This is a genomic window from Dyella sp. EPa41 (genome assembly GCF_016586165.1).
GTDB lineage: Bacteria > Pseudomonadota > Gammaproteobacteria > Xanthomonadales > Rhodanobacteraceae > Dyella.
Window position 1 is genome coordinate 35,627 of record NZ_BCPR01000025.1, and the last position, 23,207, is coordinate 58,833.

Annotated in this window: 26 protein-coding genes; 14 read left to right on the forward strand and 12 right to left on the reverse strand. The window is 67.1% G+C overall.

From position 1 onward, the window contains the following. Positions 1-133: 133 nt before the first annotated feature. A complete protein-coding gene (sufT, locus tag JMF82_RS10150; RefSeq protein WP_201314404.1) occupies positions 134-691 on the reverse strand; it encodes a putative Fe-S cluster assembly protein SufT in 558 nt (185 codons plus the stop codon). A gap of 212 nt (positions 692-903) precedes the next feature. Between sufT and JMF82_RS10155 the strand changes: the two genes are divergently transcribed. Further along, positions 904-1,341, forward strand: a complete 438-nt coding sequence (locus JMF82_RS10155; RefSeq protein WP_201314405.1) for a hypothetical protein — start codon at positions 904-906, stop codon at positions 1,339-1,341. A 7-nt stretch (positions 1,342-1,348) separates the two neighbouring features. On the opposite strand, the gene JMF82_RS10160 is transcribed toward JMF82_RS10155, so the two are convergent. Then, entirely contained in the window at positions 1,349-2,779 is a 1,431-nt protein-coding gene (locus JMF82_RS10160) for an NAD(P)(+) transhydrogenase (Re/Si-specific) subunit beta (protein ID WP_201314406.1), read from the reverse strand. Then, positions 2,779-3,084 carry an NAD(P) transhydrogenase subunit alpha gene (locus tag JMF82_RS10165; RefSeq protein WP_130620959.1) on the reverse strand — a complete coding sequence of 102 codons (306 nt, stop codon included), beginning with the start codon at positions 3,082-3,084 and terminating at the stop codon, positions 2,779-2,781. The genes JMF82_RS10160 and JMF82_RS10165 overlap by 1 nt, the downstream gene beginning before the upstream one ends. A gap of 138 nt (positions 3,085-3,222) precedes the next feature. Here JMF82_RS10165 and JMF82_RS10170 point away from each other — a divergent pair, with 138 nt between their 5' ends. Genes JMF82_RS10170 through JMF82_RS10180 form a run of 3 tightly spaced genes read left to right on the forward strand, consistent with a single transcriptional unit; the run spans position 3,223 to position 4,744 of the window. Further along, a complete protein-coding gene (locus tag JMF82_RS10170) occupies positions 3,223-3,807 on the forward strand; it encodes an RNA polymerase sigma factor (protein WP_201314407.1) in 585 nt (194 codons plus the stop codon). Next, the gene (locus JMF82_RS10175; protein WP_201314408.1) at positions 3,804-4,187 is read left to right on the forward strand and encodes a hypothetical protein; all 384 of its coding nucleotides are present in this window, start codon (positions 3,804-3,806) and stop codon (positions 4,185-4,187) included. The genes JMF82_RS10170 and JMF82_RS10175 overlap by 4 nt, the downstream gene beginning before the upstream one ends. Before the next feature lie 2 nt (positions 4,188-4,189). Next, complete coding sequence (locus JMF82_RS10180) at positions 4,190-4,744, forward strand: DUF3106 domain-containing protein (RefSeq protein ID WP_201314409.1); 555 nt, start codon at positions 4,190-4,192, stop codon at positions 4,742-4,744. Between the two features lie 52 nt (positions 4,745-4,796). On the opposite strand, the gene JMF82_RS10185 is transcribed toward JMF82_RS10180, so the two are convergent. Continuing rightward, the gene (locus JMF82_RS10185) at positions 4,797-5,897 is read right to left on the reverse strand and encodes an NAD(P) transhydrogenase subunit alpha (RefSeq protein WP_201314410.1); all 1,101 of its coding nucleotides are present in this window, start codon (positions 5,895-5,897) and stop codon (positions 4,797-4,799) included. Between the two features lie 364 nt (positions 5,898-6,261). Between JMF82_RS10185 and JMF82_RS10190 the strand changes: the two genes are divergently transcribed. From JMF82_RS10190 to JMF82_RS10235, 10 genes are all read left to right on the forward strand, one after another. Then, the gene (locus JMF82_RS10190) at positions 6,262-6,675 is read left to right on the forward strand and encodes a cytidine deaminase (protein ID WP_201314411.1); all 414 of its coding nucleotides are present in this window, start codon (positions 6,262-6,264) and stop codon (positions 6,673-6,675) included. Between the two features lie 72 nt (positions 6,676-6,747). Continuing rightward, entirely contained in the window at positions 6,748-7,317 is a 570-nt protein-coding gene (locus JMF82_RS10195; RefSeq protein ID WP_201314412.1) for a nitroreductase, read from the forward strand. Beyond that, positions 7,305-8,207: a 5'-3' exonuclease H3TH domain-containing protein gene (locus tag JMF82_RS10200; protein WP_201314413.1), complete on the forward strand. Its 903-nt coding sequence runs from the start codon at positions 7,305-7,307 to the stop codon at positions 8,205-8,207. Before JMF82_RS10195 ends, JMF82_RS10200 begins: the two co-directional genes overlap by 13 nt. Before the next feature lie 337 nt (positions 8,208-8,544). Then, the gene (locus tag JMF82_RS10205) at positions 8,545-9,369 is read left to right on the forward strand and encodes an AraC family transcriptional regulator (RefSeq protein ID WP_201314414.1); all 825 of its coding nucleotides are present in this window, start codon (positions 8,545-8,547) and stop codon (positions 9,367-9,369) included. Positions 9,370-9,723: 354 nt separating this feature from the next. Further along, positions 9,724-10,689, forward strand: coding sequence for a DMT family transporter (locus JMF82_RS10210; protein ID WP_201314415.1), 966 nt, complete (start codon positions 9,724-9,726; stop codon positions 10,687-10,689). Positions 10,690-10,774: 85 nt separating this feature from the next. Continuing rightward, positions 10,775-11,353, forward strand: a complete 579-nt coding sequence (locus JMF82_RS10215; RefSeq protein WP_201314416.1) for an NUDIX hydrolase — start codon at positions 10,775-10,777, stop codon at positions 11,351-11,353. A gap of 96 nt (positions 11,354-11,449) precedes the next feature. Beyond that, a complete protein-coding gene (locus JMF82_RS10220) occupies positions 11,450-11,812 on the forward strand; it encodes a hypothetical protein (RefSeq protein ID WP_201314417.1) in 363 nt (120 codons plus the stop codon). Between the two features lie 204 nt (positions 11,813-12,016). After that, complete coding sequence (locus JMF82_RS10225) at positions 12,017-13,213, forward strand: GGDEF domain-containing protein (protein WP_201314418.1); 1,197 nt, start codon at positions 12,017-12,019, stop codon at positions 13,211-13,213. Between the two features lie 112 nt (positions 13,214-13,325). After that, positions 13,326-14,507 carry a YjgN family protein gene (locus JMF82_RS10230; protein ID WP_201314419.1) on the forward strand — a complete coding sequence of 394 codons (1,182 nt, stop codon included), beginning with the start codon at positions 13,326-13,328 and terminating at the stop codon, positions 14,505-14,507. 5 nt (positions 14,508-14,512) lie between these two features. After that, positions 14,513-15,568, forward strand: a complete 1,056-nt coding sequence (locus JMF82_RS10235; RefSeq protein ID WP_236585398.1) for a M48 family metallopeptidase — start codon at positions 14,513-14,515, stop codon at positions 15,566-15,568. Between the two features lie 81 nt (positions 15,569-15,649). Here JMF82_RS10235 and JMF82_RS10240 read toward each other — a convergent pair whose 3' ends face one another. From JMF82_RS10240 to JMF82_RS10275, 8 genes are all read right to left on the reverse strand, one after another. Next, positions 15,650-16,027 carry a cupin domain-containing protein gene (locus JMF82_RS10240; protein ID WP_201314421.1) on the reverse strand — a complete coding sequence of 126 codons (378 nt, stop codon included), beginning with the start codon at positions 16,025-16,027 and terminating at the stop codon, positions 15,650-15,652. A 417-nt stretch (positions 16,028-16,444) separates the two neighbouring features. Next, positions 16,445-16,747 carry an STAS domain-containing protein gene (locus JMF82_RS10245; protein ID WP_201314422.1) on the reverse strand — a complete coding sequence of 101 codons (303 nt, stop codon included), beginning with the start codon at positions 16,745-16,747 and terminating at the stop codon, positions 16,445-16,447. A 149-nt stretch (positions 16,748-16,896) separates the two neighbouring features. Beyond that, the gene (locus tag JMF82_RS10250; RefSeq protein ID WP_201314423.1) at positions 16,897-18,084 is read right to left on the reverse strand and encodes a methyl-accepting chemotaxis protein; all 1,188 of its coding nucleotides are present in this window, start codon (positions 18,082-18,084) and stop codon (positions 16,897-16,899) included. Between the two features lie 15 nt (positions 18,085-18,099). Then, positions 18,100-19,197 carry a chemotaxis response regulator protein-glutamate methylesterase gene (locus tag JMF82_RS10255; protein ID WP_201314424.1) on the reverse strand — a complete coding sequence of 366 codons (1,098 nt, stop codon included), beginning with the start codon at positions 19,195-19,197 and terminating at the stop codon, positions 18,100-18,102. 73 nt (positions 19,198-19,270) lie between these two features. Then, on the reverse strand, positions 19,271-19,930 hold the full coding sequence (cheD, locus tag JMF82_RS10260) for a chemoreceptor glutamine deamidase CheD (RefSeq protein WP_201314425.1): 660 nt from the start codon (positions 19,928-19,930) through the stop codon (positions 19,271-19,273). After that, positions 19,927-20,805 (reverse strand): protein-glutamate O-methyltransferase, encoded by an 879-nt coding sequence (locus JMF82_RS10265; RefSeq protein WP_201314426.1) that lies wholly within the window; start codon positions 20,803-20,805, stop codon positions 19,927-19,929. Before JMF82_RS10265 ends, cheD begins: the two co-directional genes overlap by 4 nt. Positions 20,806-20,807: 2 nt before the next feature. Beyond that, complete coding sequence (locus tag JMF82_RS10270; RefSeq protein WP_201314427.1) at positions 20,808-22,520, reverse strand: methyl-accepting chemotaxis protein; 1,713 nt, start codon at positions 22,518-22,520, stop codon at positions 20,808-20,810. Between the two features lie 28 nt (positions 22,521-22,548). Further along, positions 22,549-23,055 carry a chemotaxis protein CheW gene (locus JMF82_RS10275; protein ID WP_201314428.1) on the reverse strand — a complete coding sequence of 169 codons (507 nt, stop codon included), beginning with the start codon at positions 23,053-23,055 and terminating at the stop codon, positions 22,549-22,551. Positions 23,056-23,207 lie beyond the last annotated feature (152 nt).

Here is a 23,207-nt window from a genome sequence, read left to right on the forward strand (position 1 = left end):
GTGCGGCATGGTAGGAGCGCACCCAGTGCGCGACCGCGGTGCAACGGATTCACCGCTCCGCAGGCTTATCGCGCACTGGGTGCGCTCCTACAAAGGCAAGCACTGGGTGCGCTCCTGCAAAGCAAGAGGCGGCTTAAAGCATGCCGGTTTCGAGCTTCGCGATATCCGACATCATGGAGTGGTTCCACGGCGGATCGAACACGAGGTCGACGTCGGCCTCTGCAACGGTGGGGATGAGTTCCAGCTTGGTGCGCACGTCGTCGACGAGGATGTCGCCCATGCCGCAGCCCGGCGCGGTCAGCGTCATCTTCACGTAGACCTTGCGCTTCTCCGGCTCGATCTGCTCGATGCTCACGTCGTAGACGAGGCCAAGCTCGACCACGTTGATCGGAATTTCCGGGTCGAACACGGTGCGCAGCTGCTGCCACACCAGCGCTTCGACGTCGGCATCGCTGGCGTCCACCGCCAGTTCGATCGGCGGGGGCGGTTCCTTGCCCAGGGCGTCGGCGTCGTTGCCGGCGATGCGGAACAGGTTGCCCTCCACGTACACCGTGAAGCTGCCGCCGAGCGCCTGGGTGATATAGCCCACCTGCCCCGCGGGCAAGCTCACCGTCTCGCCCTGCGGCACCATGACCGCCTGGCAGTCGCGCTCCAGGGTGAAGGGTTCGCTGCTAAGACTGAAACCGCTCATGCCGAATCTCATCGATGGGCGCGGTGAAAGGGGCGCGCCAAACCACATAGTATGCCGCCTCCCGGCCGCACATTCCCCACATCAGGCCAGACCGGACCGAACTCAAGACCGCCGGACCACGCCATGACGCCCCAATCCGGCGCCGCGCTATGATGGGGGTTTTACGCCAGAGAAGAACCCGTGCCCGCCGCCCTGCTTTTCCCTTGCCTTTCATGAACGCTCGGGTCGCGTTCGCCTGGCTCCTCGCCGCTGTCAGCGCCGTCATGCTCGGCCTGGCCGCCGGCGCCGTGTGGATGGTGCCCACGCTTTACCTGCAGCGTCCGCTGCCCTGGCTGGCGGTGCTGGTCGGCTGGCTGCTCGGCAAGGCCATTCGCCACTGGGTGCGCCCACCGGGTCCCGGCGCCGCCCTGCTGGCGGCCATGGCCGCATTGACGGCGGCGCTCTACGTGAACCTGCTGACCGCGGCCGCGCGCATCGCAGGGCTGATGGGCCTGGGGTTGGTCGACACGCTGCGCACCGCCGGTTTTGGCCTGCTGCTGCAGCTCGCCGAACTCGGCAGCATGCCGACGGACGATGTCTGGTACGCCATCGGCATGGGCCTGGCCGCCCTTGCCGCCGGCCGGGCGACAAGGGCAAAGACGGACGCCTGAGCGCCCGTCAGCTTTCCAGCGACTTGAGTTCCGATACCAGCTGGCTCGCCGCGGCCTGGCCATCGCCGTAGAGCATGCGCGCGTTGTCCGCATAGAACAGCGCGTTCTCGATGCCCGCGAAGCCGGTGCCCTTGCCGCGCTTGACCACGATCACCTGCCTGGCATCCGCCACATCGAGGATGGGCATGCCGTAGATCGGCGACGAGGGATCGGTCTTGGCCAGCGGGTTGACCACATCGTTGGCGCCGATCACCAGCGCCACGTCGGTGTTGGGGAATTCCGGATTGATGTCGTCCATGTCGGCGATGAGGTCGTAGGGCACGCCCGCCTCCGCCAGCAGCACGTTCATATGGCCGGGCATGCGTCCCGCCACCGGATGGATGGCGAACTTCACCTTCACCCCTCGCTCGATCAGCAGCTTGGCGAACTCCCACACCTTGTGCTGCGCCTGCGCCACGGCCATGCCGTAGCCCGGCACGATCACCACGCGCTCGGCATAGGCCATCATCACGGCGGCATCGCTGGCCTCGATCGGCTTCTGGCTGCCGCCGATGGCCTGCGCTTCACCGGCCGTGGCGCCGAAGCTGCCGAACAGCACGTTGCCGATCGAGCGGTTCATCGCCTTGGCCATCAGCTGGGTCAGCAAGGTACCCGCCGCGCCCACCACGGTGCCGGCGATGATCATCGCCTCGTTCTGCAGCACGAAGCCCTCGAAGGCCACGGCCAGGCCGGTGAAGGCGTTGTACAGCGAGATCACCACCGGCATGTCGGCGCCACCGATGGGCAGCGTCATCATCAGGCCGAACATCAGCGCAAGTACGAAGAACACCACGATCAGCGGCATCGACAGCTGGCCGCCGGCGATCATCGCGCCAAGCACGACCGCACCCGCCAGCACCAGCATGTTCACCGCGCGCTGGCCGGGGAACACGAAGCGCTTGTCCAGCCAGCCCTGCAGCTTGGCAAAGGCGATCAGCGAACCGGAAAAGCTCACCGAACCGATCAGGGCGCCGAGCACGGCCAGCGCCAGCTGGGCCGTTCCCGGCGTCGCGGTGCCGCTGGCGGTGAATTCGCCGCCGTCCAGCAGGGTGACCGCCGCGCCGGCATAACTGAACAGCTCGGTGGCGCCGATGGCCGCCGCGGCGCCGCCACCCATGCCGTTGTAGAGGGCCACCATCTGCGGCATGGCCGTCATCGCCACCCGGCGCCCCGACCACCAGGCGGCCGCCACGCCGATCAGCACGGCGGCCAGGATCAGCCCGCGGTTATGCATGTCCGGCAGGGCGAAGGTGGCGATCACCGCCACCAGCATGCCCACGCCGGCCCACACGATGCCGCCCCGCGCCGTGCGGGGGGAGCTCATGCGCTTGAGACCGAGGATGAAGAGAAGGGCAGCGAGGAAGTAACAGGCCTTGATCACGATCGGCAGCCAGGCCATTACTTCGCCTCCTTGCCGGCGGCGGGCTTGCTGGACTTGAACATCTCCAGCATGCGCTCGGTGACGACGTAACCGCCGGCCGCATTACCGGCACCAAGGAGTACACCCAGGAAGCCGATGGCGATCTCGAACGGGGTCTGCGCATGCCCTAGCGCGATCATGGCGCCGACCAGCACAATGCCGTGAATGAAGTTGGAACCCGACATCAGCGGCGTGTGGAGAATCACCGGTACCCGGGCGATGATCTCGTACCCCGTGAAAGCGGCCAGCATGAAGATGTAAAGCGCCAGGAACCCGTCGATCATGACCCCTCCCCGCCAGGACACCGTTGTCCCCGCATCATACGGGTGCGGGTCAACCCGTGCGAGCCTCGGACGTTGATGCACAGAGACGTACCGATGGAGTCTCAGCATGCCCGATCCGGCGAAGCGGACGATGACGCCATGACCAGCGCCGTATCCACTCTCGACGCCGAACTGCTGGCCGAAGACGTTCGTGCGGTGCCTGTTTCGATGGACGCTTTCCTGGCGCAGGTCGAGCGCCGAGCTTTCCGCATGGCCGAGCTGAACCTCGGCCACCGGGAGGACGCGCTCGACGCCGTGCAGGACGCCATGCTGCGCCTGGTCAAGCATTACAGCGACAAGCCACCGCAGGAATGGACCCCGCTGTTCTGGGGCATCCTGCGGCGGCGCATCGTGGACCTGCAGCGTCGGCGCAAGGTGCGTTCGATCGTGGTCGGTTGGCTGGGCGGCCGGGACGAAGACGGCGAGGACCTGCCGGCCTGGGAGCCGGCCGATACGGGGCCGGGCCCCCTGGAACGATTGCACGACTCGCAGTCGTATGCGGACATGGCAGCGGCCGTGAAACTGCTGCCCCAGCGCCAGCGCGAGGCTTTCATGCTGCGCGTGCTGGAAGGCCTGGACGTGGCGGAAACCGCGCAGGCCATGGGCTGTTCGGAAGGGAGCGTAAAAACACATCTGTCGCGCGCGCTGCAACGTCTGCGCGACCAACTGGAGGACTGGCGATGAATGCGCCCGACAACCATCTGGAACGCCGCGCCCGCGAGCTTTACCGCGAGGCGGCGCGTCAGCTCGACCCGGCGGCCGCCGCACGGCTGCGCGCGGCACGGCGTGCCGCGCTGGCAGGCGCCGATGGCTCGTCGCTGGCCCAGCGACTGCTGCAACTGCTGTTGCCGGCGGGTGCCTTCGCGGCCATCGCCTTTGCCGCGCTGATGCTGTCCTCGCCCGTCCAGGGCCCGACCGGCGGTGCCGCAGCCGGCCTTTCGCCGATGACCGAAGCCGATGGCGAGCTGCCGCCGGATGCGGCAGCGGCCGATCCGGCCCTTTACCAGAACCTGGATTTCTACGGATGGCTGGCCAAGAACGGCAACAGTCAGGCGAGCCGGTGACCATGCGTCGAAGTCGTGTGTTTCTGACGCTGTTGTTGGTCATCGGGCTGGGCGGCTTCGCCTCGTCCAGCCTCGCGCAAAACGCCCCTCCTCCGCCTTCGCCGGGGCTCGTGCCACCTCCGCCGCCTGGCTCGCCGCCGGGTCCCCGTCCATGGAAAAGCCTGACGCCGGACCAGCGCGACATCCTTTCGCCGCTGGCCGACAAGTGGGATTCGTTTCCGCCGCAACGCCAGGCGCGCATGCTGGAGCGGGCACAGCAATGGCAGTCGCTGCCGCCGAACCAGCGCCGCGAGATCCGCGAGCGCATCGACCGCTGGCAGAAGATGACGCCCCAGCAGCAGGAAGAAGCGCGCGAGAACAGTCGCCGCTTCCAGCAGCTGCCGCCTGAAGAACGCGAGCAGCTGCATGCCGCGTTCCAGCACTTCCAGGAGCTGCCGCCGGACCAGCGCGACCAGCTGCTGCGGCGCTGGCACAAGGAGATGCGCGGCGGCCCGATGGGCGGCCCCGGACCGCATGGCATGCCGCCACCGCCGCCCCCGGGTGGTCCCAGGCACTAAAGAAAAAACCCCGCCGAAAGCGGGGTTTTTTCATGATGCCGAAGGCAACGGACTACTGCTGGAAATGCAGCTCGCCATTGCGCGTCACGCAGCTCTTGGCGACCAGCTCGTCGTTGAAATCGGGGGCCAGCGTATCGCCCTTCACCAGCAACTCGAGGAAGTTGTATACGTTGCGCGCATACATTTCCGATGCATGCAGCGGCGCACCCGCGGGCAGGTTCAACGGGCCGAGGATGGTCACGCCCTGGTGCTCCACCCGCTGGCCCGGTTGCGTGAGTTCGCAGTTGCCGCCGCCCTCCGCGGCCAGGTCGACGATCAGGGCGCCGGGCTTCATGCCCTCGACCATGGCGGCCGTGATGATCTTAGGCGACGGCCGGCCCGGCACCGCCGCGGTGGTGACGATCACGTCGACCGACTTCAAGTGCTCGGCCAATGCCTGCTGTTGCGCCGCGCGCTCTTCCGCGGACAGCTCGCGGGCGTAGCCGCCACTGCCCGCAGCGCTCACGCCCAGCTCCACGAACTTGGCGCCCAACGACTCCACCTGCTCGCGCGTTTCCGGGCGCACGTCGTAGCCTTCGGTCTGCGCGCCCAGGCGGCGCGCGGTGGCGATGGCCTGCAGACCCGCCACGCCGGCGCCCACCACCAGCACGCGCGAAGGACGGATGGTGCCGGCCGCCGTCGTCAGCATGGGGAAGAACTTCGGCGCCGACTCGGCCGCGATCAGCATCGCCCGGTAACCGGCCACGGCCGCCTGCGAACTGAGTACGTCCATCGCCTGCGCGCGGGTCGTGCGCGGCAGCAGCTCGAGCGCGAATGCCGTAAGGCGGCGCTTGCCCATCGCGGTGATGCGCACGGCGGCGCCGTAGGGGCGCAACTGCCCGACCACGATGCTGCCTTCGCGCAGGCGCTCCCATGTCGCGTCGTCCGGCGGCAGCACGCAGGCGAGCACATCGGCCTGCGCGAGCACGGCATCGGCATCCGCGAAATCGGCGTCCGCATAGCTGCTGTCGGGGAAACCCGCGGCAGCGCCTGCACCGTGCTCGAGCAATACGCGTACACCTTTGCCGCGCAACTTCTTGGCCACTTCCGGGGTGATGGCTACCCGGCGTTCGCTGGCGGCGGTTTCGCGCAATGCAGCCACGGTGATCGACATCGTGCATCCCCTGCGGAAAGGTCCATGCATCCTAGGGCAACACCGGGCAAGTATCACCATCGTCACCACCCCGGCTGTCCGCGGGCCGCCTGTCCGTCGGCTCGACGGCAGGTGGAGGGCCTCCGGAGTGATAACCCGAAAGGCCGCCGCGGCCGATCTTCCCGGCGCCGCTCGACACGCCTTGCTGGCCTTCCAGACATCATGGCGATGGCGATACTTGCCCGGTGCTGCCCTGAGCGATGCGTCCATGCATGAACCGCCGGCCACTTGCGGCTGGCGCCGGGTCGGAGTTAACTGACGCGCCACCGGCAACGAAGTCGCATCCGTCGGCCGTGGCGATGGGGGTCCCGCCATGGAGATCCCGATGACTGAAGTCGTTGTTTCCGATGTCCTGCTGAACCTCGCGCGCCAGGCGCGCGAAAACGCCTATGCGCCCTACTCCCGCTTCCTCGTCGGCGCCGCGCTGCTCACCCGCGACGGCCGGCATTTCACCGGCTGCAACGTGGAAAACGCCTCGTATGGGCTGTGCAATTGCGCGGAGCGCACCGCGTTGTTCGCAGCCGTGGCGGCCGGCTGCAAGCCGGGCGATTTCCTCGCGCTGGCGGTGACCGGCGATACGCCAGGCCCGATCAGCCCCTGCGGCGCCTGCCGCCAGGTGATGGCCGAGCTGTGCGATGAAAGCATGCCCGTGTGGCTGGGCAATCTCACGGGCGCCGTGCAGGCAACCACGGTGGAAGCGCTGCTGCCTGGCTCGTTCAAGCTGGCCACTGCCCGCTGAGACGCGGCGAAGGATTCGCCTCCCGTCGCCGGGGGGATTAGCATGACGGCTTTGCCTCACCCGATGTCCGCCATGCCCCATCCCCTTTCCCTGCTTCAGCAGCGCCATTCGGCGCCTTCGCGCCAACTTGGCGAACCCGGCCCGGGTGGCGACGAGCTCGAGGCCTTGCTGCAGGCATCTGTTCGCGTGCCGGACCACGGCAAGCTGGTGCCGTTCCGGCTGGTGCTGCTGCGCGGCGACGCCAAGCGCACGTTTGGAGAACGGCTCGCCCGGCTCTCGCTGCGCGTGAACCCGGACATGCCCGAATCCAAGCGCGAGAAGGACCGCACGCGGTACGACTTCGCCCCGCTGGTCGTGGTGGTGGTCGCTCATGTCGACGCCGCAAGCAAGGTACCGGTGATCGAGCAGGAGCTCAGCGCCGGCTGCGTCGCCTACAACCTGCTGCTGGGCGCGCAGGCCCTGGGCTACGGCGCACAGTGGCTTACCGGCTGGGCTGCCTACGACCGCGAGGCGGCCGGCATTCTCGGCCTGGCGGACAACGAGCATGTGATCGGCTTCGTGCACATCGGTACGCCGCAGATCGAGGTGCCCGATCGCGAACGCCCCGAACTCGACGACGTGGTGCGCGCATGGACGCCATGAGCCGTCCAGCCGTCCATTTGATCGACGGCAGCCTGTACGTGTTCCGTGCCTGGCATTCAATGCCGGACGAGTTCCACGACGCGGACGGTCACCCGGTCAATGCCGTGCATGGCTTCACGCGGTTCCTCTGCGAACTGCTGGAACGGGTGAAGCCAGGGCATCTGGCGGTGGCTTTCGACGCATCGCTCACCACGTCGTTCCGCAATGCCATTTATCCGGCCTACAAGGCCAACCGGGAGTTGCCGCCGCCGGATCTGGAACGCCAGTTCGTGCTGTGCCGCGAAGTGGCCGAGGCACTGGGCATACCGGTGCTGATCGACCACACCTACGAGGCCGACGACCTGATCGGCAGCGCGCTGTGGAGCCTGCGTGGCCATGGTTTCCGCAGCGTGATCGTGTCGGCCGACAAGGACTTCGGCCAGCTGCTGGGCGAATTCGACGAACAGTGGGACTACGCGCGCAATCTGCGCTGGGGTCCGGCGGGCGTACTGGAAAAACTCGGCGTGCATCCGCACCAGGTGGCGGATTACCTCGCCCTGTGCGGCGATGCGGTCGACAACATTCCCGGCGTGCCCGGCATCGGCGCCAAGACGGCCGCCGCCCTGCTTTCGCATTTCGGCAGCCTGGATGCCTTGCTGGAGCGCGTGGACGAAGTGCCCTTCCTGCGCATCCGGGGGGCGGCCAGTTGCGCGGCGAAACTGCGCGAGCACGCCGACAGCGCGCGCCTGTACCGGCAGCTCACGCGCATCGCGCTGGATGCGCCGGTGGCCGAACAAGCCGAGGCCCTGCTGCGTCGCCGTGGCGAGGCCGCCATGATGGACGAGCTGTGCGAACGACTGCGTTTCGGGCCGCTGACGCGCACGCGGTTGAAGGCCCTGCTCACCGGCTAGCCCCGTCGCTCTTTGTAGGAGCGCACCCAGTGCGCGAAAAGCCTATGGAGCGGTGACGCCGCAACTCCGCGGTCGCGCACTGGGTGCGCTCCTACAGTTTTTCGCCTTGGGCAGCCGCCAGGATGGACGAGCTGTGCGAACGACTGCGTTTCGGGCCGCTCCATGCGGTTGAAGGCCCTGCTTCATCCGCTGGCCCCACCGCTCTTTGTAGGAGCGCACCCAGTGCGCGAAAAGCCTATGAAGCGGTGACGCCGCGACTCCGCGGTCGCGCACTGGGTGCGCTCCTACAGTTTTTCGGCCGACGCAGGGAACCGGCGGGGCGCGGTAGCATGGGCGCATGCAAGGCGTCCCCTCCCAACTCACTTCCCGACGCGATGCGGCCGAGTTCAGGCTGGCCTCGCACCGGGATGGCGTGGAGCTCTATCGCGCGCACATCGTGCGGCATGCCTTTGAGCCGCATACGCACGATGGCTTCGGGCTGGGCGCGATCGAGTCGGGCGTGGAACGTTTCCGCTATCGCGGCGCCGAGCATCTCGCGCCACCGGATTCGGTGGTGATGATGAACCCCGACGAGCTGCATACCGGCCACGCCGAAACCGAAGACGGCTGGCGTTACCGGATGGTCTATATCGAGCCGCAGGCGGTCGCCGATGTCACCGGCGAACCCGGCTGGTGGTTCAACGACGTCGTGCGCGAAGACCTGCCCGGCGCACGGCGCGTGACCGTGCTGCTGGATGCCTTGTGGCAGGCGCGCGAGCCGCTGGCCTTCGACAGCCTGCTGCTGGAACTGCTGACGCTGTTTCGGCGACATGCCCGCGTGCCGCGCAAGGCAATGGACGGCGGCAGCGTCCGCTTTGCGCCGGTGGTGGACTATCTGCACGCGCATCTCTCGCAGCGATTGACGCTGGACGAGCTGGCCCACGTGGCCGGGTTGAGCCCATTCCACTTCCTGCGGCAGTTCCAGGCCCGCCACCACGCCACGCCGCAGCAGATGCTGATGGCGTTCCGGCTGGCCGAAGCGAAGCGGCAACTGGCGCGAGGTGGACGTCCGGCGGATATCGCTGCCGCAGTGGGCCTTGCCGATCAGGCGCATCTCACGCGGGCGTTCGCCAGACGCTATGGCGTCACGCCCGCGAGATACCAAAGGGAATTGCAGCGGTAGGCCGGACGGCTCTTCGTAAGAGCGCACCCAGTGCGCGAAAAGCCGATGGAGCGGTGACGCCGTGACTCCGCGGTCGCGCACTGGGTGCGCTCCTACAGTTTTCGGCCTTGGGCAGCCGCCAGGATGGACGAGCTGCGCGAACGACTGCGTTTCGGGCAGCTCCATGCGGTTGAAGGCGCTGCTCGGCAGGCCCCCACCGCTCTTTGTAGGAGCGCACCCAGTGCGCGAAAAAGCCTATGGAGCGGTGACGCCGTGACTCCGCGGTCGCGCACTGGGTGCGCTCCTACAGGGAGGGCAGCCTTCGGAGCAATCTGGTACAAGACGCCCCTCCCGCAGTACGGCACGCTGCTTGCCATGTGGACAGGCATTCTCTACGCACTTGCCGCCGGCCTGATGTGGGGCCTGGTATTCGTCAGCCCCTTGCTGTTGCCGGACTATCCGGCGGCGCTGCAGTCGGTGGGGCGCTATCTGGCCTTCGGCTTGATCGCGCTGCCGCTGGCATGGGTGGACCACCAGGCGCTGCGGCAGCTCCGTCGCGCCGACTGGATCGAGGCGCTGAAACTGGCCGCGGTCGGCAACCTGCTGTACTACCTGTGCCTCGCCAGCGCGATCCAGCGTGCGGGGGCGCCGCTACCCACCATGATCATCGGCACGCTGCCGGTGGTGATCGCCATCTGCGCGAACCTTCGCAATGCGCGCCGCGACGGGCGCCTCCCGTGGGCCTGGCTTGCGCCCTCTCTGCTGCTGATCGCCACCGGCATCGCCTGCGTGAACCGGGCCGAGCTCATGGCGATGGAGCGGCAGGCCGCGGTCGATGTCACACGCTACGTGCAGGGCGCCTTGCTCGCCTGTGGCGCGGTGGTGTGCTGGACCTGGTATCCGCTGCGCAACGCCGACTGGCTGCGCCATCACGCCGACCGCCGCCCGCGCACCTGGGCGACGGCGCAAGGGCTTGCCACGCTGCCGCTTGCGCTGGCCGGTTACGTGCTGCTGTGGATTTTCATGGGGGCGAGCAGGCAGCCTTTCGCCATGCCGTTCGGTCCGCACCCGTTGCGCTTCATTGGCCTGATGGCGGCCATCGGGCTGTTCGCCTCCTGGCTGGGTACGCTGTGCTGGAACGCCGCGAGCCAGCGCCTGCCCACCGCCTTGGCGGGCCAGCTGATCGTGTTCGAGACGCTGGCCGCGCTGGGCTATGCGTTTGCGCTGCGCGGCCAGGCGCCGGGATCGTTGACGCTGGCCGGCGTCGCGCTGCTGGTGATCGGCATGATGTGGGCGGTGCGGATCCGGCCGCGTCCGGTCGAGGTACCGGCCGAAGGCTGAGCCGCATGGCCGTGCATCGATGAGGTTGTGACTGCCACATGGTCACGGCACCATGGTGGTTTCCTTGTTGCCTGCGGCCATGCCCATGAATTCACCCGAACGCAGCCCTGTTCCCGACGACGCCAGTGCGCCGGTGGAAACCCTCTACGTCGGCAAGTGGCTGAGCCTGCGCAAGCGCGGCCGCTGGGAGTTCGCCGAGCGCAACAACCCGGGCGGCGCGGTGATCATCCTGGCGGTCACGCCCGAGGACAACGTGCTGTTCGTGGAGCAGTACCGCGTCTCCATCCTCAAGAACACCATCGAGATGCCCGCCGGCCTGGTCGGCGACCTGCATGCGCACGGCGACGAGGACGCCCTGCTGGCCGCGCGCCGCGAACTGGAAGAGGAAACCGGCTACCGCTGCGGACGCCTCGACTTCGTGCATGAAGGCCCGTCGTCCTCGGGCATGAGCACGGAAATGATCGCCTTCGTGCGCGCCTGGGACCTGGAAAAGGTGGGACCCGGCGGCGGTGACGAAACCGAGAACATCGTGGTGCACGAGGTGCCACGCCAGGAGGCCGGGCATTGGCTGTTCGCGCGCGCGGCCGAGGGCTACTCGATCGACCCGAAGCTGTTTGCCGGCCTCTGGTTCATCGAACACACCGAGCTGCGCCCGCGAACCTGAACGGCCCGACCGGGTGGGCTAAAGAATCCGGCGGGACCGCCGATGTTTGTCATGTCGTTCCTCTTTTCGACCTGACCCCATCGACGGATTCCGCCCATGAAGACCCTGATCGCCTCCGCGCTGCTCCTGTTCGCTCCGTTGGCCGCCCACGCCGCCTGCGCTCCTACCGACTTCGCCGTTGAAGGCTTCAAGATGAAGCTCGTCGGCAGCGGCATGGGCGCCCGCCTGAGCCTTGCCGGCCAGCTGGTCAACCATTGCGCCCAGCCGGCCGCCGCCCAGGTCGCCATCGACGCCAAGGACGGTTCCGGCAAGGTCCTGCAGTCCAAGAAGGGCTGGCCGGCCGGTACCACCAACATCGCCCCGGGCCAGTCGGTCGAATTCGACCTGGGCCGCCTGTTCCGCTTCGACCCGGACATGCAGTCCTACACCGTCGGCATCGCCGACGTGCGTACCTGGTAAGCCTTCTTTCATACCTTGTCTTGCTTGAGGCCCCGCTCGGGGCCTCTTTTTTTGTCCGCGCTCCAATGGCACCCTCGTTGTTTTGTGACGCAGTTCAAGTTTCGAGAGCTGCGGTCGATAACCAGGCTTGACCGGCGGACACCGATCATCCCGTCGGCCTTCACGCAGCCCAGCGTCCATCGAGGGATGGCACCAGGGAGACCCATGCATCTGGACATACCGACCCTGACCCTAGTCAGCCTGCTGATGGGCATAGGTGCCTCGATCGGTTTCACGTCGCTGATGACCGTCCTGCACAACCAGGTCGTGCTGCGCATCTGGGTGGCCGGCATCTGGATAAGCACCGTGGGCGTCACCCTGATCGGCTTGCGCAACCACATCCCCGACCTGCTCTCGATCGTGGTGGGCAACGCCCTCCTGGTCACCGCCAACATGCTCACGCTCAAGGGCATCGCCATGCACCTGGGGTTGCCGCTGCGCCTGCACTGGCCGGCGGCGCTGGTGGTCGCCTACTCGTTCTGCATGGCCTGGTTTGCCTACGCCGTGCCCAGCCTGGGGACGCGACTGGTGATCGGCAGCCTGCAGGCGATGTCGTTCAATTTCGCCTATGCCTATCTGCTGCTTCGCTACAGCAAGCGCGACATCCGCATCAGTTGCCGCATTGCCGCGGCGGTGATGATCTGCAACGGCACGTTCTACCTGCTGCGCGCGCTCATCCCGCTAGCGCCGAACGCCGGCCAGGACATCATGCTGGCCGGCACGCCCGTGGCCGCCACCTACGTGATCGGCATCCTGACCGGCCTGGCCTCCTACTTCGCGCTGCTGCAGCTGATCACCGAGCGCCTGATGGTCGACCTGCGCCAGGCGGCGCACACCGATGGGCTGACCGGCCTGCTGAACCGCAGTGCCATCGTGGCCGAGGGGCGCGCCAGCCTCGAACGCTGCCAGCAGCGGGAGCAGCCGTTCGCCCTGCTGATCTTCGACCTCGACCATTTCAAGCAGATCAACGATCGCTGGGGCCATGACGCCGGCGACGCGGTGCTGCGGCACGTCACCACCATCCTGCGCGAAGTCACCGAGTGGCCGGGTTATCTGGCCGCCCGTTACGGCGGCGAGGAATTCGTGCTTGCCCTCCCCGGTGCGGACCATGCCCAGGGCCTGGCCGTGGCCGAGCGTCTGCGCCAGGCCCTGGCCCTGTCGCATGCGCGCATCGACAACCAGGACATTCCCGTGACCGCCAGCATCGGCGTGGCGATGGCCCGGCCGGGCGTGCGCTTCGAGCAACTGGTGCGACAGGCGGACGAGGCGATGTACCGGACCAAGTTCGAGGGCCGCAATGGCGTCAGCTCCGCCGAAGCGGATGACCTGCGCCTGGTGGAAGCCGGCAACTCACGTTGCTGACAACGGCATCAGGGTTCCCTTACAGGATCGCAAGGTCTCGCCCCCTACCCCGGCCAGCTTCTCGGCTATGCTGCCCTCGCTTCCGGGGGGAAGCCTGAAGGGGATCCAGAGCATGCATGACGAGACCATGGCCTCGGGCGTGTACCTGCCCGAATTGGACGTTATTCCCGCACGAGACACGACGGAGGTGCACCGCCTCCGCTTCCACGGCAACGCCGGCGACTACTTCCGCATCTGGATCGTCAACGTGGCGCTGAGCCTGGTGACGCTGGGCATCTATTCGGCGTGGGCCACGGTGCGCACGCGGCGCTACATGTATTCGAACACGACGCTGGGCGGCTCGCCGTTCGACTATCTCGCGCGGCCGCTGCCCATCCTCAAGGGTCGCCTGTTGACGGTGCTCATCTTCGCCATCTATGCGTTCGCAGGACGCATCGCGGCACCGTTGCAGGGCGTGGCGGCGCTGATGGTGGCCGGCTTCATGCCCTGGCTGATCGTCAAGAGCATGATGTTCCGCGCGCGCTATTCCTCATGGCGCGGCCTGCGCTTCTATTTCAGCGACGACTACGGCGGCGCCTACAAGTGGTATCTGGGCGTCTATTTCCTGATGGGCATCCCGTTCCTGGCGATCGTGCTGGCTACCGCGGCGGGACATCCCGGCATCGGCATGCTGCTGGCCTTTGCCTCATTCACCGGCCTCTATCCCTGGATCAAGGGAAACCAGCAGGAGTGGCTGGTGGAAAACCATCACTTCGGCGGGAAATCGTTCCGTTTCGACAGCGAGATCGGCAACTACTACGGCGTGTACATCAAGGCGGCAGGCGTATCCCTCGTGTGGTTCCTGCCATGCATCGCGCTGTTCTCGACGGCGGCCGTCCTGATCAACAAGGGCAATCCGCAGGCATTCAATCCGAAGATGCCCTCGCCGTATTTCATCCTGGGCGTGTACGCGGTGATGGCGCCGGCCTATCTCGGCGTGTGGACCTTCGTACACACGCGCATGACCAACCTGCTCTACAACCAGGCGCGGCTGGGCCAATACCGCTTCCGGTCCACGCTGGCGTACTGGCCGATGCTCGGCCTGTATGTCACCAATGCGCTGGCGGTGCTCTCCACCATCGGCCTCGCGTTGCCGTGGGCGCGTGTCCGCACGGCACGCTATCGCGCGAACCACCTGCAGGTGATCGGCGAAGGCGACCTCAGCGATTTCGTCCGCGACGCCTTTGCCCATGGCGAAATCGGCGCCACCGCCACCGAAATGGACAGCCTGCTGGGCATCGACATCGGCCTGTGACGACGATGGTTCAGGCGATCTATTTCGACGGCCGCTCCACGCACGCCACGCGGGTCGAGGCGTGGCGCGACGAAAGCGTGCTGCGCTGGCGAAGTGCGAGCGACACGCGGGAGTGGAGTGCGCCGTGGCTGGCCATCGAGCCAAGCGCGCGGGTGACCGGCGTGCCGTTCACGCTGCACCTGGGCGATGGCGGCCACCTGCAGATCGACCACGATGCGCTGCCAGCGGACTGGTTTGCGCGCCATCACCTGGTCGAGCGCATGGTGGACTGGCTGGAGCGCCGCTGGATGGCGGCACTGGCCGGCATCATCGTCGTGGTGGCGTCGCTGTTTGGCCTGTTCGAGTACGGCCTGCCGTGGGCGGCGGATCGCATCGCCACGCACATGCCGGCATCGGTTGAAAACGCGATGGGCAAGCAATCGCTCGCGGCACTGGAGGGTCGCATGCTGATGCCCACGACGTTGCCGCCCGATCGACAGTCGCATCTGCAAGCGGTGTTCTGGCGCTTCACCAACGGCATGCCGGATGCACCCGGCGTGCGCCTGAAGTTCTACCAGGCAAAGGCCATCGGTGCGAATGCGTTTGCCCTGCCCGGCGGCACCATCGCGTTCACCGACGAACTGGCCGCGGCCTTGCCCGATGACGACGCCTTCATCGCCGTGATCGCCCACGAGCTCGGGCACCAAGCCAACCGCCACATGCTCCGCCAGGTGCTGCGAAGCTCGGGCGTGCTGATCGTGGCCAGCATGCTGATGGGCGACGTGACCTCGATGGGCGGCGTGGCGGCGGGCATCCCGATGTTTCTCGTCGACAGCCACTACAGCCGTGGCTTCGAGGAAGACGCGGACCGCTTTGCCTTCGATGCATTGGCCGGCCATGGCATCGACCCTGAGGCCTTCGTGCGCGCCATGCAGGCGCTGGAGCGCGCCCATCCCGAATGGAAGGCCGGGCAGGCCCGCTATGCCTCCAGCCATCCGTTGACCGCCGAACGCATCGCCCGCGCTCATGCGGCGTCACGGCGATTCCAGGCCGCCCGGGCCCCGCGCGTAGCCAGCCGTTGAAGGCGTGCGCCGGGGCGTGCCGTCGCGGCGCCGGTCGACGAGGTCGCCGCCGACCGGCACCGCACTTCACGACGCCTTGCGCTATTTGGCCGTCTTCAGCTCGACCACCAGGGCCTTGGCTGCGCTGGTACCGGTGTTCTCATTGCTATGCGTCACCGGCTCGCTCCATAGGGCTTCGCCGACCTTGTGCTCGGTTTCGGTCACCTTGCCGTCGGCGAGCGTGGTCTTGGTTTTGCCGCCGGTGACGAAATAGACGACATTTGCCGGGTGCGAATGCATGGGCAGCTTGTCGCCCGGCTTCAGCGATACCTCGATGACCCGCACCTGGTCGTTGTCCACCAGCACCTTGGTGTTCTTCGGCGCCACCTTGACCATGTCCTGGGCACACACCGCGCCCGTGCAGGCAACGGCAAGCAGGACCAGCGCGCACTTCAGACTGCGTTGAACAATCTTTGCCATGACACGTCCCTCCAGCTGTTCGATGAGGTCGTCGATGGCCGCCGATGGGAGCTGAAACGTCGGAGGCCGGTCATGGGCGTCTCCCTTGCCCTGCGGACCCAACGGCATCCGCGCCATGCCCCCGCATGGATCGATCTCGCTGCCAGACTGCCAAATCGACAAGCGATGGCTCGCACATGTCGCCATGTGCCTGCGCGAGCCGCAGGGCGGAGCGGCGAAGCGCGCGTACACGAACGCGCCAGCGGCGAGGCTGGCGCGCGGGAAATTACGCCCGGGGTTTCCTAGCGTCAATTGGGCAAACGGCCGAGCACGAGCGGCTTCCCGCGGGAACGCCATCGACCCGCGAAAACCTTGCGCAAGGATGACGTCCGGCCTTGCGGTCGCGCACCGCGTGCCGCCAAAGGGGCGGGTGTTCGCTCAGTGCAGCACGAACAGCTTGTCGAAGCCGGCGACGCGCAGGGTGCCGCGCAGGCCGGTGTCGGCGTTGACGATGCGGATCTCGGCCCGGTCGGCGCCGGCGTGTTCGCGCAGGAGCAGCAGCATGCCGAGGGCGGAGCTGTCCATGTTGGACACTTCGCCCAGGTCGATCACGTAACTGCGCGCGGCGGGACCGCCGAGGCAGGCGTCGTGGAAGGCGCGGTGCACGCTGAAGTCGAAGCGCTCGCCCAGCTGCAGCGTGACGCAATCGAGGTCGGGATCGTGGTGGACGGTCAGGCTCATCGGGGCGTTTCCTAGGTAAGAACGGCGACCCATGGATGGATCGCTCGCAAATCAAACACCTTGCGCTTGATTTGGCGGAGCCAAGTCCGGTCAGGCACCGGACTCGAGCGAGCCGGGAAAGTGCAGCAGCACCTTTCCGGCCTTCAAGATCAGAACAGTTCGATTTCGCCCGCATCCATCGAGTTCTGCAGCGCCGGGCCGCGCGAGCGCAGGCGTGCCTTTTCGCGCTGGATGGCCAGGCGGCTGCGCACGCGTTCGGCGCGCTGCTGCAGCGATTCCGCATCGATGGGGTTGCAGGCCAGCTCCTCGATATCGCGCGTGCATTCGGTGGTGATGTCCTGCAGCTCGACCAGGCGGACACGCGTCTGGTTGATGAGCTGGCTGAGGATGTCCTCGAACTGCAGCGAACGGATGGTGGTGGACACGTCGCTGCCGAGGCCGCGGTTGATCTCGACCACCTGGTCGGCGACGGCGCTGGTGCGCGCATCGCTTTCGGTCACATGGGCCATCATCGCGTCGATGCCGCCCTTCGCCGACAACGCCACGTTCAGGTCCTGCGAAGCCATCGTGCCGACCAGGCCGCGCAGCTGCTCCATCGCGGTGCGGGCACGCTCCACGTGGCTGCCGATCTGTTCGTTGAACTGGTTGGAATGGCTGGCCAGGTTGCGGATTTCACCGGCGACCACCGCGAAGCCGCGACCCGACTCGCCGGCGCGCGCCGCTTCGATGGCGGCGTTCAGCGCCAGCAGGTTGGTTTCCTCGGCAATGGTGTTGACGTTCTTCAGCAGGCCGAACACCGCGTCCATTTCCTTGGACATGCCATCGATGCGATAGACGATGCGCAGGCTTTCGCGCGACATCTGCACCACCATGTGCACGAAGTGCTCCAGCAGGTCGCCGGTGCGGGCGGCGAAATCCTGCACGGACACGCCCTCTTTCTGCGCGTCGATGATCTGGCGCAACAGCGACTGCTGCATGCCGGTCTTGCGCGAGAGGCCGTCAAAACCGCCGCCCAGTTCGGACACCGCGTCGCGCAGCAGCTCCAGCGCCTGGTGCAGTTCACGCGTGGCGTGGCCGAGTTCGTCGACCAGTGAGCTGCGCACTTCTTCCAGCGCTTCGCGCACGGGAGCGTGGTGCGACAGCGACTCTTCCAGCACCGGTTCGACCTCGGCCGGAACGGCGCGGCGCATCTCGACGATCCATACGGCCGCGAGCAGCACGATCAGCACCGGTGCCAGCCAGGCAGACGGCCAGACGAGGGTCAGCAGCAAGGCCACGGCACTGGCCACCAGGCCGATCACGGGGCGCACGCGCAGGAAGGAAAGGAAGGCATCCATGGGTCTATCCGACAATCAGGCGGCCGGCACGGCGGCACGGGGGATGGGTTGGTGGGCCAGCGCGAGCAGGCGCGCGGCGATGTGGTCCAGGGGAAGCTTCTCGCTGGCGGCGCCGAGCTTCCACGCGGCGCCGGGCATGCCCCACACCACGGAAGACTCTTCGTCCTGCACCAGCGTGCGCGCACCGGCCTGCTGCAGTTCGAGCAGGCCGCGCGCGCCGTCGTCGCCCATGCCGGTGAGCAGCGCGGCCACGGTGGCGCGGCCGACGCTGGCGGCCATCGAGCGGAACAGCACGTCGACGCTGGGCTTGTGGCGGTTCACCGGCGGGCCGTTGTGCAGGCGGCACACGTATTTCGCGCCGTCCCACATCACCAGCAGGTGCTGGCTGCCGGGGGCGATGTACGCATGGCCCGACTGGATCGGCTGGCCATCGCGCGCTTCGCACACGCGCATGGCCGAGCAGTGGTCCATGCGTGCGGCGAACGGACCGCTGAAGGCCGCGGGAATGTGCTGCGTGATCACGATCGGCGGCGCGTCCGGCGGCATCGCCTCCAGCACCACGCGAATCGCTTCGGTACCGCCGGTGGATGCGCCGATGGCGATGATCGGGCTGCCACCACGCGTGCCGGCGGTCTGGGCGCGCGGCAGCACGGCATCGGCCGAGAGGCGCGGCGGCACGTCGAGCTTGCGCACCGCGGTGCGCTGGCGCGGTTTCGCCAGCGCGGCCAGCTTCACCTTGGCGCAGATTTCCTGCGCGCCTTCGGCGAAGGTGCTGGCGAGGTCGTTGCCCGGCTTGGTGAAGAAGTCCACCGCGCCAAGTTCCAGCGCGCGCAGGGTCACTTCCGCGCCCTCCTGGGTCAGCGACGACACCATCACCACCGGCATCGGACGCAGGCGCATCAGGTTCTCGAGGAAGGTGATGCCGTCCATGCGCGGCATCTCGACATCGAGCGTGAGCACGTCGGGGTTGAGCTGCTTGATCTTTTCGCGGGCGATCAGCGGGTCGGCGGCCGTGCCGACGACCTCGATGCCCGGATCGCACGAAAGCATGGTCGATAGCAGCTTCCGCACGAGTGCGGAATCATCGACCACCAGGACACGTACTCTTTCCATCGCTTTGAAATCTCGCCCGTCGTGCTGGCCCCTGCTGGGCCGGTTACTGCCGGGAAGCCGCTGCGCCTGCGCGTCAGAACAGCTCCACCTCTCCCTTTATCGGATCGTTTGCCAAACGCTTGAGATACTGCTTCTCGCCATCCACCAGCACCGTGTCGGTGCGGCCACGCAGCTGCCTGACGCGGGCCTTGCCGGTGTTGGGGAAAAACTGCACGTGGCGCGGATGCACGTCGCCCAGGTCCTCGGCGCGCACTGCCAACCGTTCCGCGGCCAGGTAGCGCCTCACGAAATCGATGTTGCGCTTGCCGATGTCGGTCATCGTGGCCAGCACGCGGCCGCCGCCAAACACCTTCACCTCCAGGTTCGGACGCTGGCCGCCGGCCTTGAGGATGGCGTTGATCAGCTGTTCCATCGCGTCGTTGCCGTAGCGCGCCGCGCGGCCCACGGTATCGGCCCAGCTGCCGCGCTCGCCGCCCATCGGCTCGGGCAGCATGAAGTGGTTCATGCCGCCGATGCCACGCACCGGGTCGTAGATGCAGGCCGAAACACACGAGCCGAGCACCGTGGAGATCATCTCGGTCTGCGTGCTGACGTAGTACTCGCCGGGCAGCACCTTCACCGTGACGCAGGCCTGCGCCGGATCCCAGAAGCGCCGCAAGTGCTCGAAACCGGGCAGCACGCGCGCCGGGTCATACGTGGCGCCGACGGGAAAATTGACTGCAGGGACGCTCATGTACTGCGTTTCCGGTAGACCGTGCGTCCTATCAGGTCGAAATTGTCATTGAGCCCGTACATGGACTCGGAGTGGCCGAGGAACAGATAACCGCCCTCCGGCAGCAACCCGGCGTAACGCTGGAACAGTCGCTGCTTGGTGGGCTTGTCGAAATAGATGACGACGTTGCGGCAGAAGATCGCGTCGAACGGGCCTTGCATGGGCCAGTCGTGCAGCAGGTTCAGCGGCAGGATGCTGACCAGCTCGCGCAGGCGCGGATGCACGCAGGCGTATTGGTCGTACTCGCCTTCGCCGCGCAGGAACCAGCGGCGGCGGCGCTCGGTGCTGACGCCTTCGAGCCGATCGATCGGATACACGCCCTTGCGCGCCGTTTCCAGCGCCTGCGGCGACAGGTCGGTGGCGAGGATCTTCGCGTCCACGTGGCTGCCGTGCTTTTCCAGCGCCTCGGCCAGCACCATCGCGAGCGTGTAAGGCTCCTCGCCGGTGGCGCAGCCCGCCGACCAGATGCGCAGGCGGCCACCGTTCTTCTTCTCGGCGATCCAGCGCGGCAACAGTTCGTTGGTGAGCAGGTCGAAGTGATGCGACTCGCGGAAAAACGCCGTGACGTTGGTGCTGATCGCACTGGCCAGTTCGCCCAGCTCACCGTGCGGGTCGCGCCGCAGCAGGTCGCAGTAGGCACCGAAGTCGCGCAGCTTCAGCGCGCGCAGCCGGCGCACCAGCCTGCCCTGCACCAGCTGGCGCTTGTGATCGCCCAACGAGATGCCGCAGTGCTCGTACACGAAGCTGCGCAGGAAGTTGAACTCGGCGTCGCTGAGCGACGGACCGTTCATGCCCGCCACGGCGGCGTTGCCGTCGACCATGGCGGGCATATTCATGCTCAAAACTCCTTCCAGGCGCCGGCGTCGGCGGCTTCCGCCGAGCGCGACGCGCGGGCGGTTGCGGGCGTGTTGCGCACGGCGGCGAACACGGCCTCGGCTTCGGCCATCACGGTCTTCGTGCGCGCCTTTTCGGTGGATACTTCGCCGGACTCCTGGCCCAGCTGGAAGAACGACACCTGGCGTGCCAGCTCGCCGGCCTGTTCCTGCATGGCACGGGCAGCCGCGGCGGCCTCTTCCACCAGCGCCGCGTTCTGCTGGGTCATCTCGTCCATCTGCAGCACGGCGTGGTTCACCTGGTCGATGCCGGCGGACTGCTCCTGCGAGGCGGCGGCAATCTCGGCGACGATGTCGGTGACCTTCTTCACGCTGTCCACGATCTCGGCCAGCGCCTTGCCCGACTGGTCCACCAGCGACGAACCCACGCGCACCTTCTCCGCGCTGTCGTTGATGAGGCCCTTGATCTCCTTCGCCGCGCCCGCACTGCGCTGGGCGAGGTTGCGCACCTCGGTGGCGACCACCGCGAAGCCGCGGCCCTGTTCGCCGGCGCGTGCCGCTTCCACCGCGGCGTTGAGCGCCAGCAGGTTGGTCTGGAAGGCGATCTCGTCGATCAGGCTGACGATCTCGGAAATCTTGCGGCTGGAATCGTTGATCTCGCGCATCGCGGCGCTGGCCTGCGACGCCACTTCGCCACCGTGCTCGGCCTGGCGGCGCGTGGCCGAGGCGAGCTGGTTGGCGTGGCTGGCGTTCTCGGCGTTCTGCTTCACGGTGGAGGTCATTTCCTCCATCGACGAGGCGGTTTCCTCCAGGCTCGACGCCTGTTCCTGCGTGCGCTGGCTGAGGTCGTCGTTGCCGCGGGCGATCTGCTGCGCGGCCGAGCTCACCGAACCCGCACCGTGGCGCACTTCGCCGACGATCTCGCTGAGGCGCTCGTCCATCGTGCGCAGCGCGGTCAGCAGGTCGCCCAGCTCGTCCTTGCTGCGAACCTGGATATCATGGCCGAGGCGACCGCCGGCAATCTCGTTGGCGACCTTCACCGCCACGCCCAGCGCGTTCATGATCGAGCGCATCATCAGCAGGGCCATCGCTGCCGCCACGGCCAGGCCGGCCAGCAGGGCGAAGATGCTGAAGGAACGGATCAGGTGATAGCGCGAGACCTGGTCGTCGTAGATCTGCTTGGCGTCGGCGCGCTGCGCGTCCACCAGCTTGGCCAGGGCGTCCTGGCGCTGCATCATCAGCGGACGCACCTGCATTTCCAGCAGTTCCGAGGCACCGGTGTCGCCCTGCTTGAGTGCGTCGACCAGCGAATCCTTGGCGTCCTTGTAGTCGGCGTCGGTAGAGCGCCATTCGGCGAAGTGCTTCTTCACCGCCTCGCTCATCGGGATGGCTTCGAACTGCTTTTTCTGCGCCTCCATCTCCGCCTGCATCTTTTCGTATTCGGCCAGCTTGGCCTTCACCTGGTCCGGCTTGCCGACCAGCGTGCTGGATTCACCCAGCAGGATGAAGGACATCAGCGAACGCTGCGAGATCTGCGAGATGAGCTGGGCGGGCACGATCTCCTGATCGTAGATCTTGCCCATGCCGTCGTTCTGCAGCTGCATGCCGCCGAGGCCGACGACAGCGCCGCCGATCAGCATTACGCCAAGCAGGCCAAGCACAGCGCGCATGCGGTTGCGGACGGACAGCGCGGGGACTTTCAGTGTGAACTTCTTCATGATGATTCCACTTTCCTGCGATAAACGTTCAGGCCACGGCTTTCACATCGGAGGCGGCGGGGAGCGCCGCTTCCAGCATCTGGGCATCCTGCGGCTGCAACAGCTTGTCCACGTCCAGCAGCAGCACCATGCGCTCGCCGGCCGAGGTCAGTCCCTTGAGGTATTCGGTGTCCACGGTGGTACCCATGTCGGGTACGGGGCGGATGGCATCGGCCGCCACGTCGAGCACGTCGGAGACCGCATCCACCACCACGCCGAAATGGCGGCCGGCCACGGTGATGATCACGGTGACGGTGGTCGCGCCATACTCCTCGCGAGGCAGGCCAAAGCGCAGGCGCATGTCCACCACCGGCACGATCGCGCCGCGCAGGTTGAGCACGCCCAGCACGTAATGCGGTGCCTGCGGAATACGCGTCACCGGCGTCCAGCCACGGATCTCGCGCACGGCCAGGATGTCGATGCCGTATTCCTCGTGACCGAGGTTCACGGTGAGGTGTTGCGACTGGAGCGCCTCGCTCCGGATGGGGTCGGACATGGGTAGCCTCTTCGTCGGGGCCGGTTGCGATGGCCCCCTCTCTGGGTCTGGATCGGCGGCGGGAGGGGAAACTTGAGGGAGATCAAAACGGTGATTCGGAGGCCCCCACACCCCTGTTGTGGGAGCGCACCCTGTGCGCGACGCGCGGCGCG

Coding starts and splice junctions, on each gene's coding strand:
- JMF82_RS10225 (WP_201314418.1), top strand. CDS start 12,017: ATGCATCTGGACATACCGACCCTGACCCTAGTCAGCCTGCTGATGGGC.
- JMF82_RS10215 (WP_201314416.1), top strand. CDS start 10,775: ATGAATTCACCCGAACGCAGCCCTGTTCCCGACGACGCCAGTGCGCCG.
- JMF82_RS10240 (WP_201314421.1), bottom strand. CDS start 16,027: ATGGCAAAGATTGTTCAACGCAGTCTGAAGTGCGCGCTGGTCCTGCTT.
- JMF82_RS10275 (WP_201314428.1), bottom strand. CDS start 23,055: ATGTCCGACCCCATCCGGAGCGAGGCGCTCCAGTCGCAACACCTCACC.
- JMF82_RS10205 (WP_201314414.1), top strand. CDS start 8,545: ATGCAAGGCGTCCCCTCCCAACTCACTTCCCGACGCGATGCGGCCGAG.
- JMF82_RS10210 (WP_201314415.1), top strand. CDS start 9,724: ATGTGGACAGGCATTCTCTACGCACTTGCCGCCGGCCTGATGTGGGGC.
- JMF82_RS10255 (WP_201314424.1), bottom strand. CDS start 19,197: ATGGAAAGAGTACGTGTCCTGGTGGTCGATGATTCCGCACTCGTGCGG.
- JMF82_RS10265 (WP_201314426.1), bottom strand. CDS start 20,805: ATGAATATGCCCGCCATGGTCGACGGCAACGCCGCCGTGGCGGGCATG.
- JMF82_RS10165 (WP_130620959.1), bottom strand. CDS start 3,084: ATGATCGACGGGTTCCTGGCGCTTTACATCTTCATGCTGGCCGCTTTC.
- JMF82_RS10175 (WP_201314408.1), top strand. CDS start 3,804: ATGAATGCGCCCGACAACCATCTGGAACGCCGCGCCCGCGAGCTTTAC.
- JMF82_RS10230 (WP_201314419.1), top strand. CDS start 13,326: ATGCATGACGAGACCATGGCCTCGGGCGTGTACCTGCCCGAATTGGAC.
- sufT (WP_201314404.1), bottom strand. CDS start 691: ATGAGCGGTTTCAGTCTTAGCAGCGAACCCTTCACCCTGGAGCGCGAC.
- JMF82_RS10160 (WP_201314406.1), bottom strand. CDS start 2,779: ATGGCCTGGCTGCCGATCGTGATCAAGGCCTGTTACTTCCTCGCTGCC.
- JMF82_RS10185 (WP_201314410.1), bottom strand. CDS start 5,897: ATGTCGATCACCGTGGCTGCATTGCGCGAAACCGCCGCCAGCGAACGC.
- JMF82_RS10180 (WP_201314409.1), top strand. CDS start 4,190: ATGCGTCGAAGTCGTGTGTTTCTGACGCTGTTGTTGGTCATCGGGCTG.
- JMF82_RS10250 (WP_201314423.1), bottom strand. CDS start 18,084: ATGGATGCCTTCCTTTCCTTCCTGCGCGTGCGCCCCGTGATCGGCCTG.
- JMF82_RS10170 (WP_201314407.1), top strand. CDS start 3,223: ATGACCAGCGCCGTATCCACTCTCGACGCCGAACTGCTGGCCGAAGAC.
- JMF82_RS10190 (WP_201314411.1), top strand. CDS start 6,262: ATGACTGAAGTCGTTGTTTCCGATGTCCTGCTGAACCTCGCGCGCCAG.
- JMF82_RS10195 (WP_201314412.1), top strand. CDS start 6,748: ATGCCCCATCCCCTTTCCCTGCTTCAGCAGCGCCATTCGGCGCCTTCG.
- JMF82_RS10155 (WP_201314405.1), top strand. CDS start 904: ATGAACGCTCGGGTCGCGTTCGCCTGGCTCCTCGCCGCTGTCAGCGCC.
- JMF82_RS10245 (WP_201314422.1), bottom strand. CDS start 16,747: ATGAGCCTGACCGTCCACCACGATCCCGACCTCGATTGCGTCACGCTG.
- JMF82_RS10220 (WP_201314417.1), top strand. CDS start 11,450: ATGAAGACCCTGATCGCCTCCGCGCTGCTCCTGTTCGCTCCGTTGGCC.
- JMF82_RS10270 (WP_201314427.1), bottom strand. CDS start 22,520: ATGAAGAAGTTCACACTGAAAGTCCCCGCGCTGTCCGTCCGCAACCGC.
- JMF82_RS10200 (WP_201314413.1), top strand. CDS start 7,305: ATGGACGCCATGAGCCGTCCAGCCGTCCATTTGATCGACGGCAGCCTG.
- JMF82_RS10235 (WP_236585398.1), top strand. CDS start 14,513: ATGGTTCAGGCGATCTATTTCGACGGCCGCTCCACGCACGCCACGCGG.
- cheD (WP_201314425.1), bottom strand. CDS start 19,930: ATGAGCGTCCCTGCAGTCAATTTTCCCGTCGGCGCCACGTATGACCCG.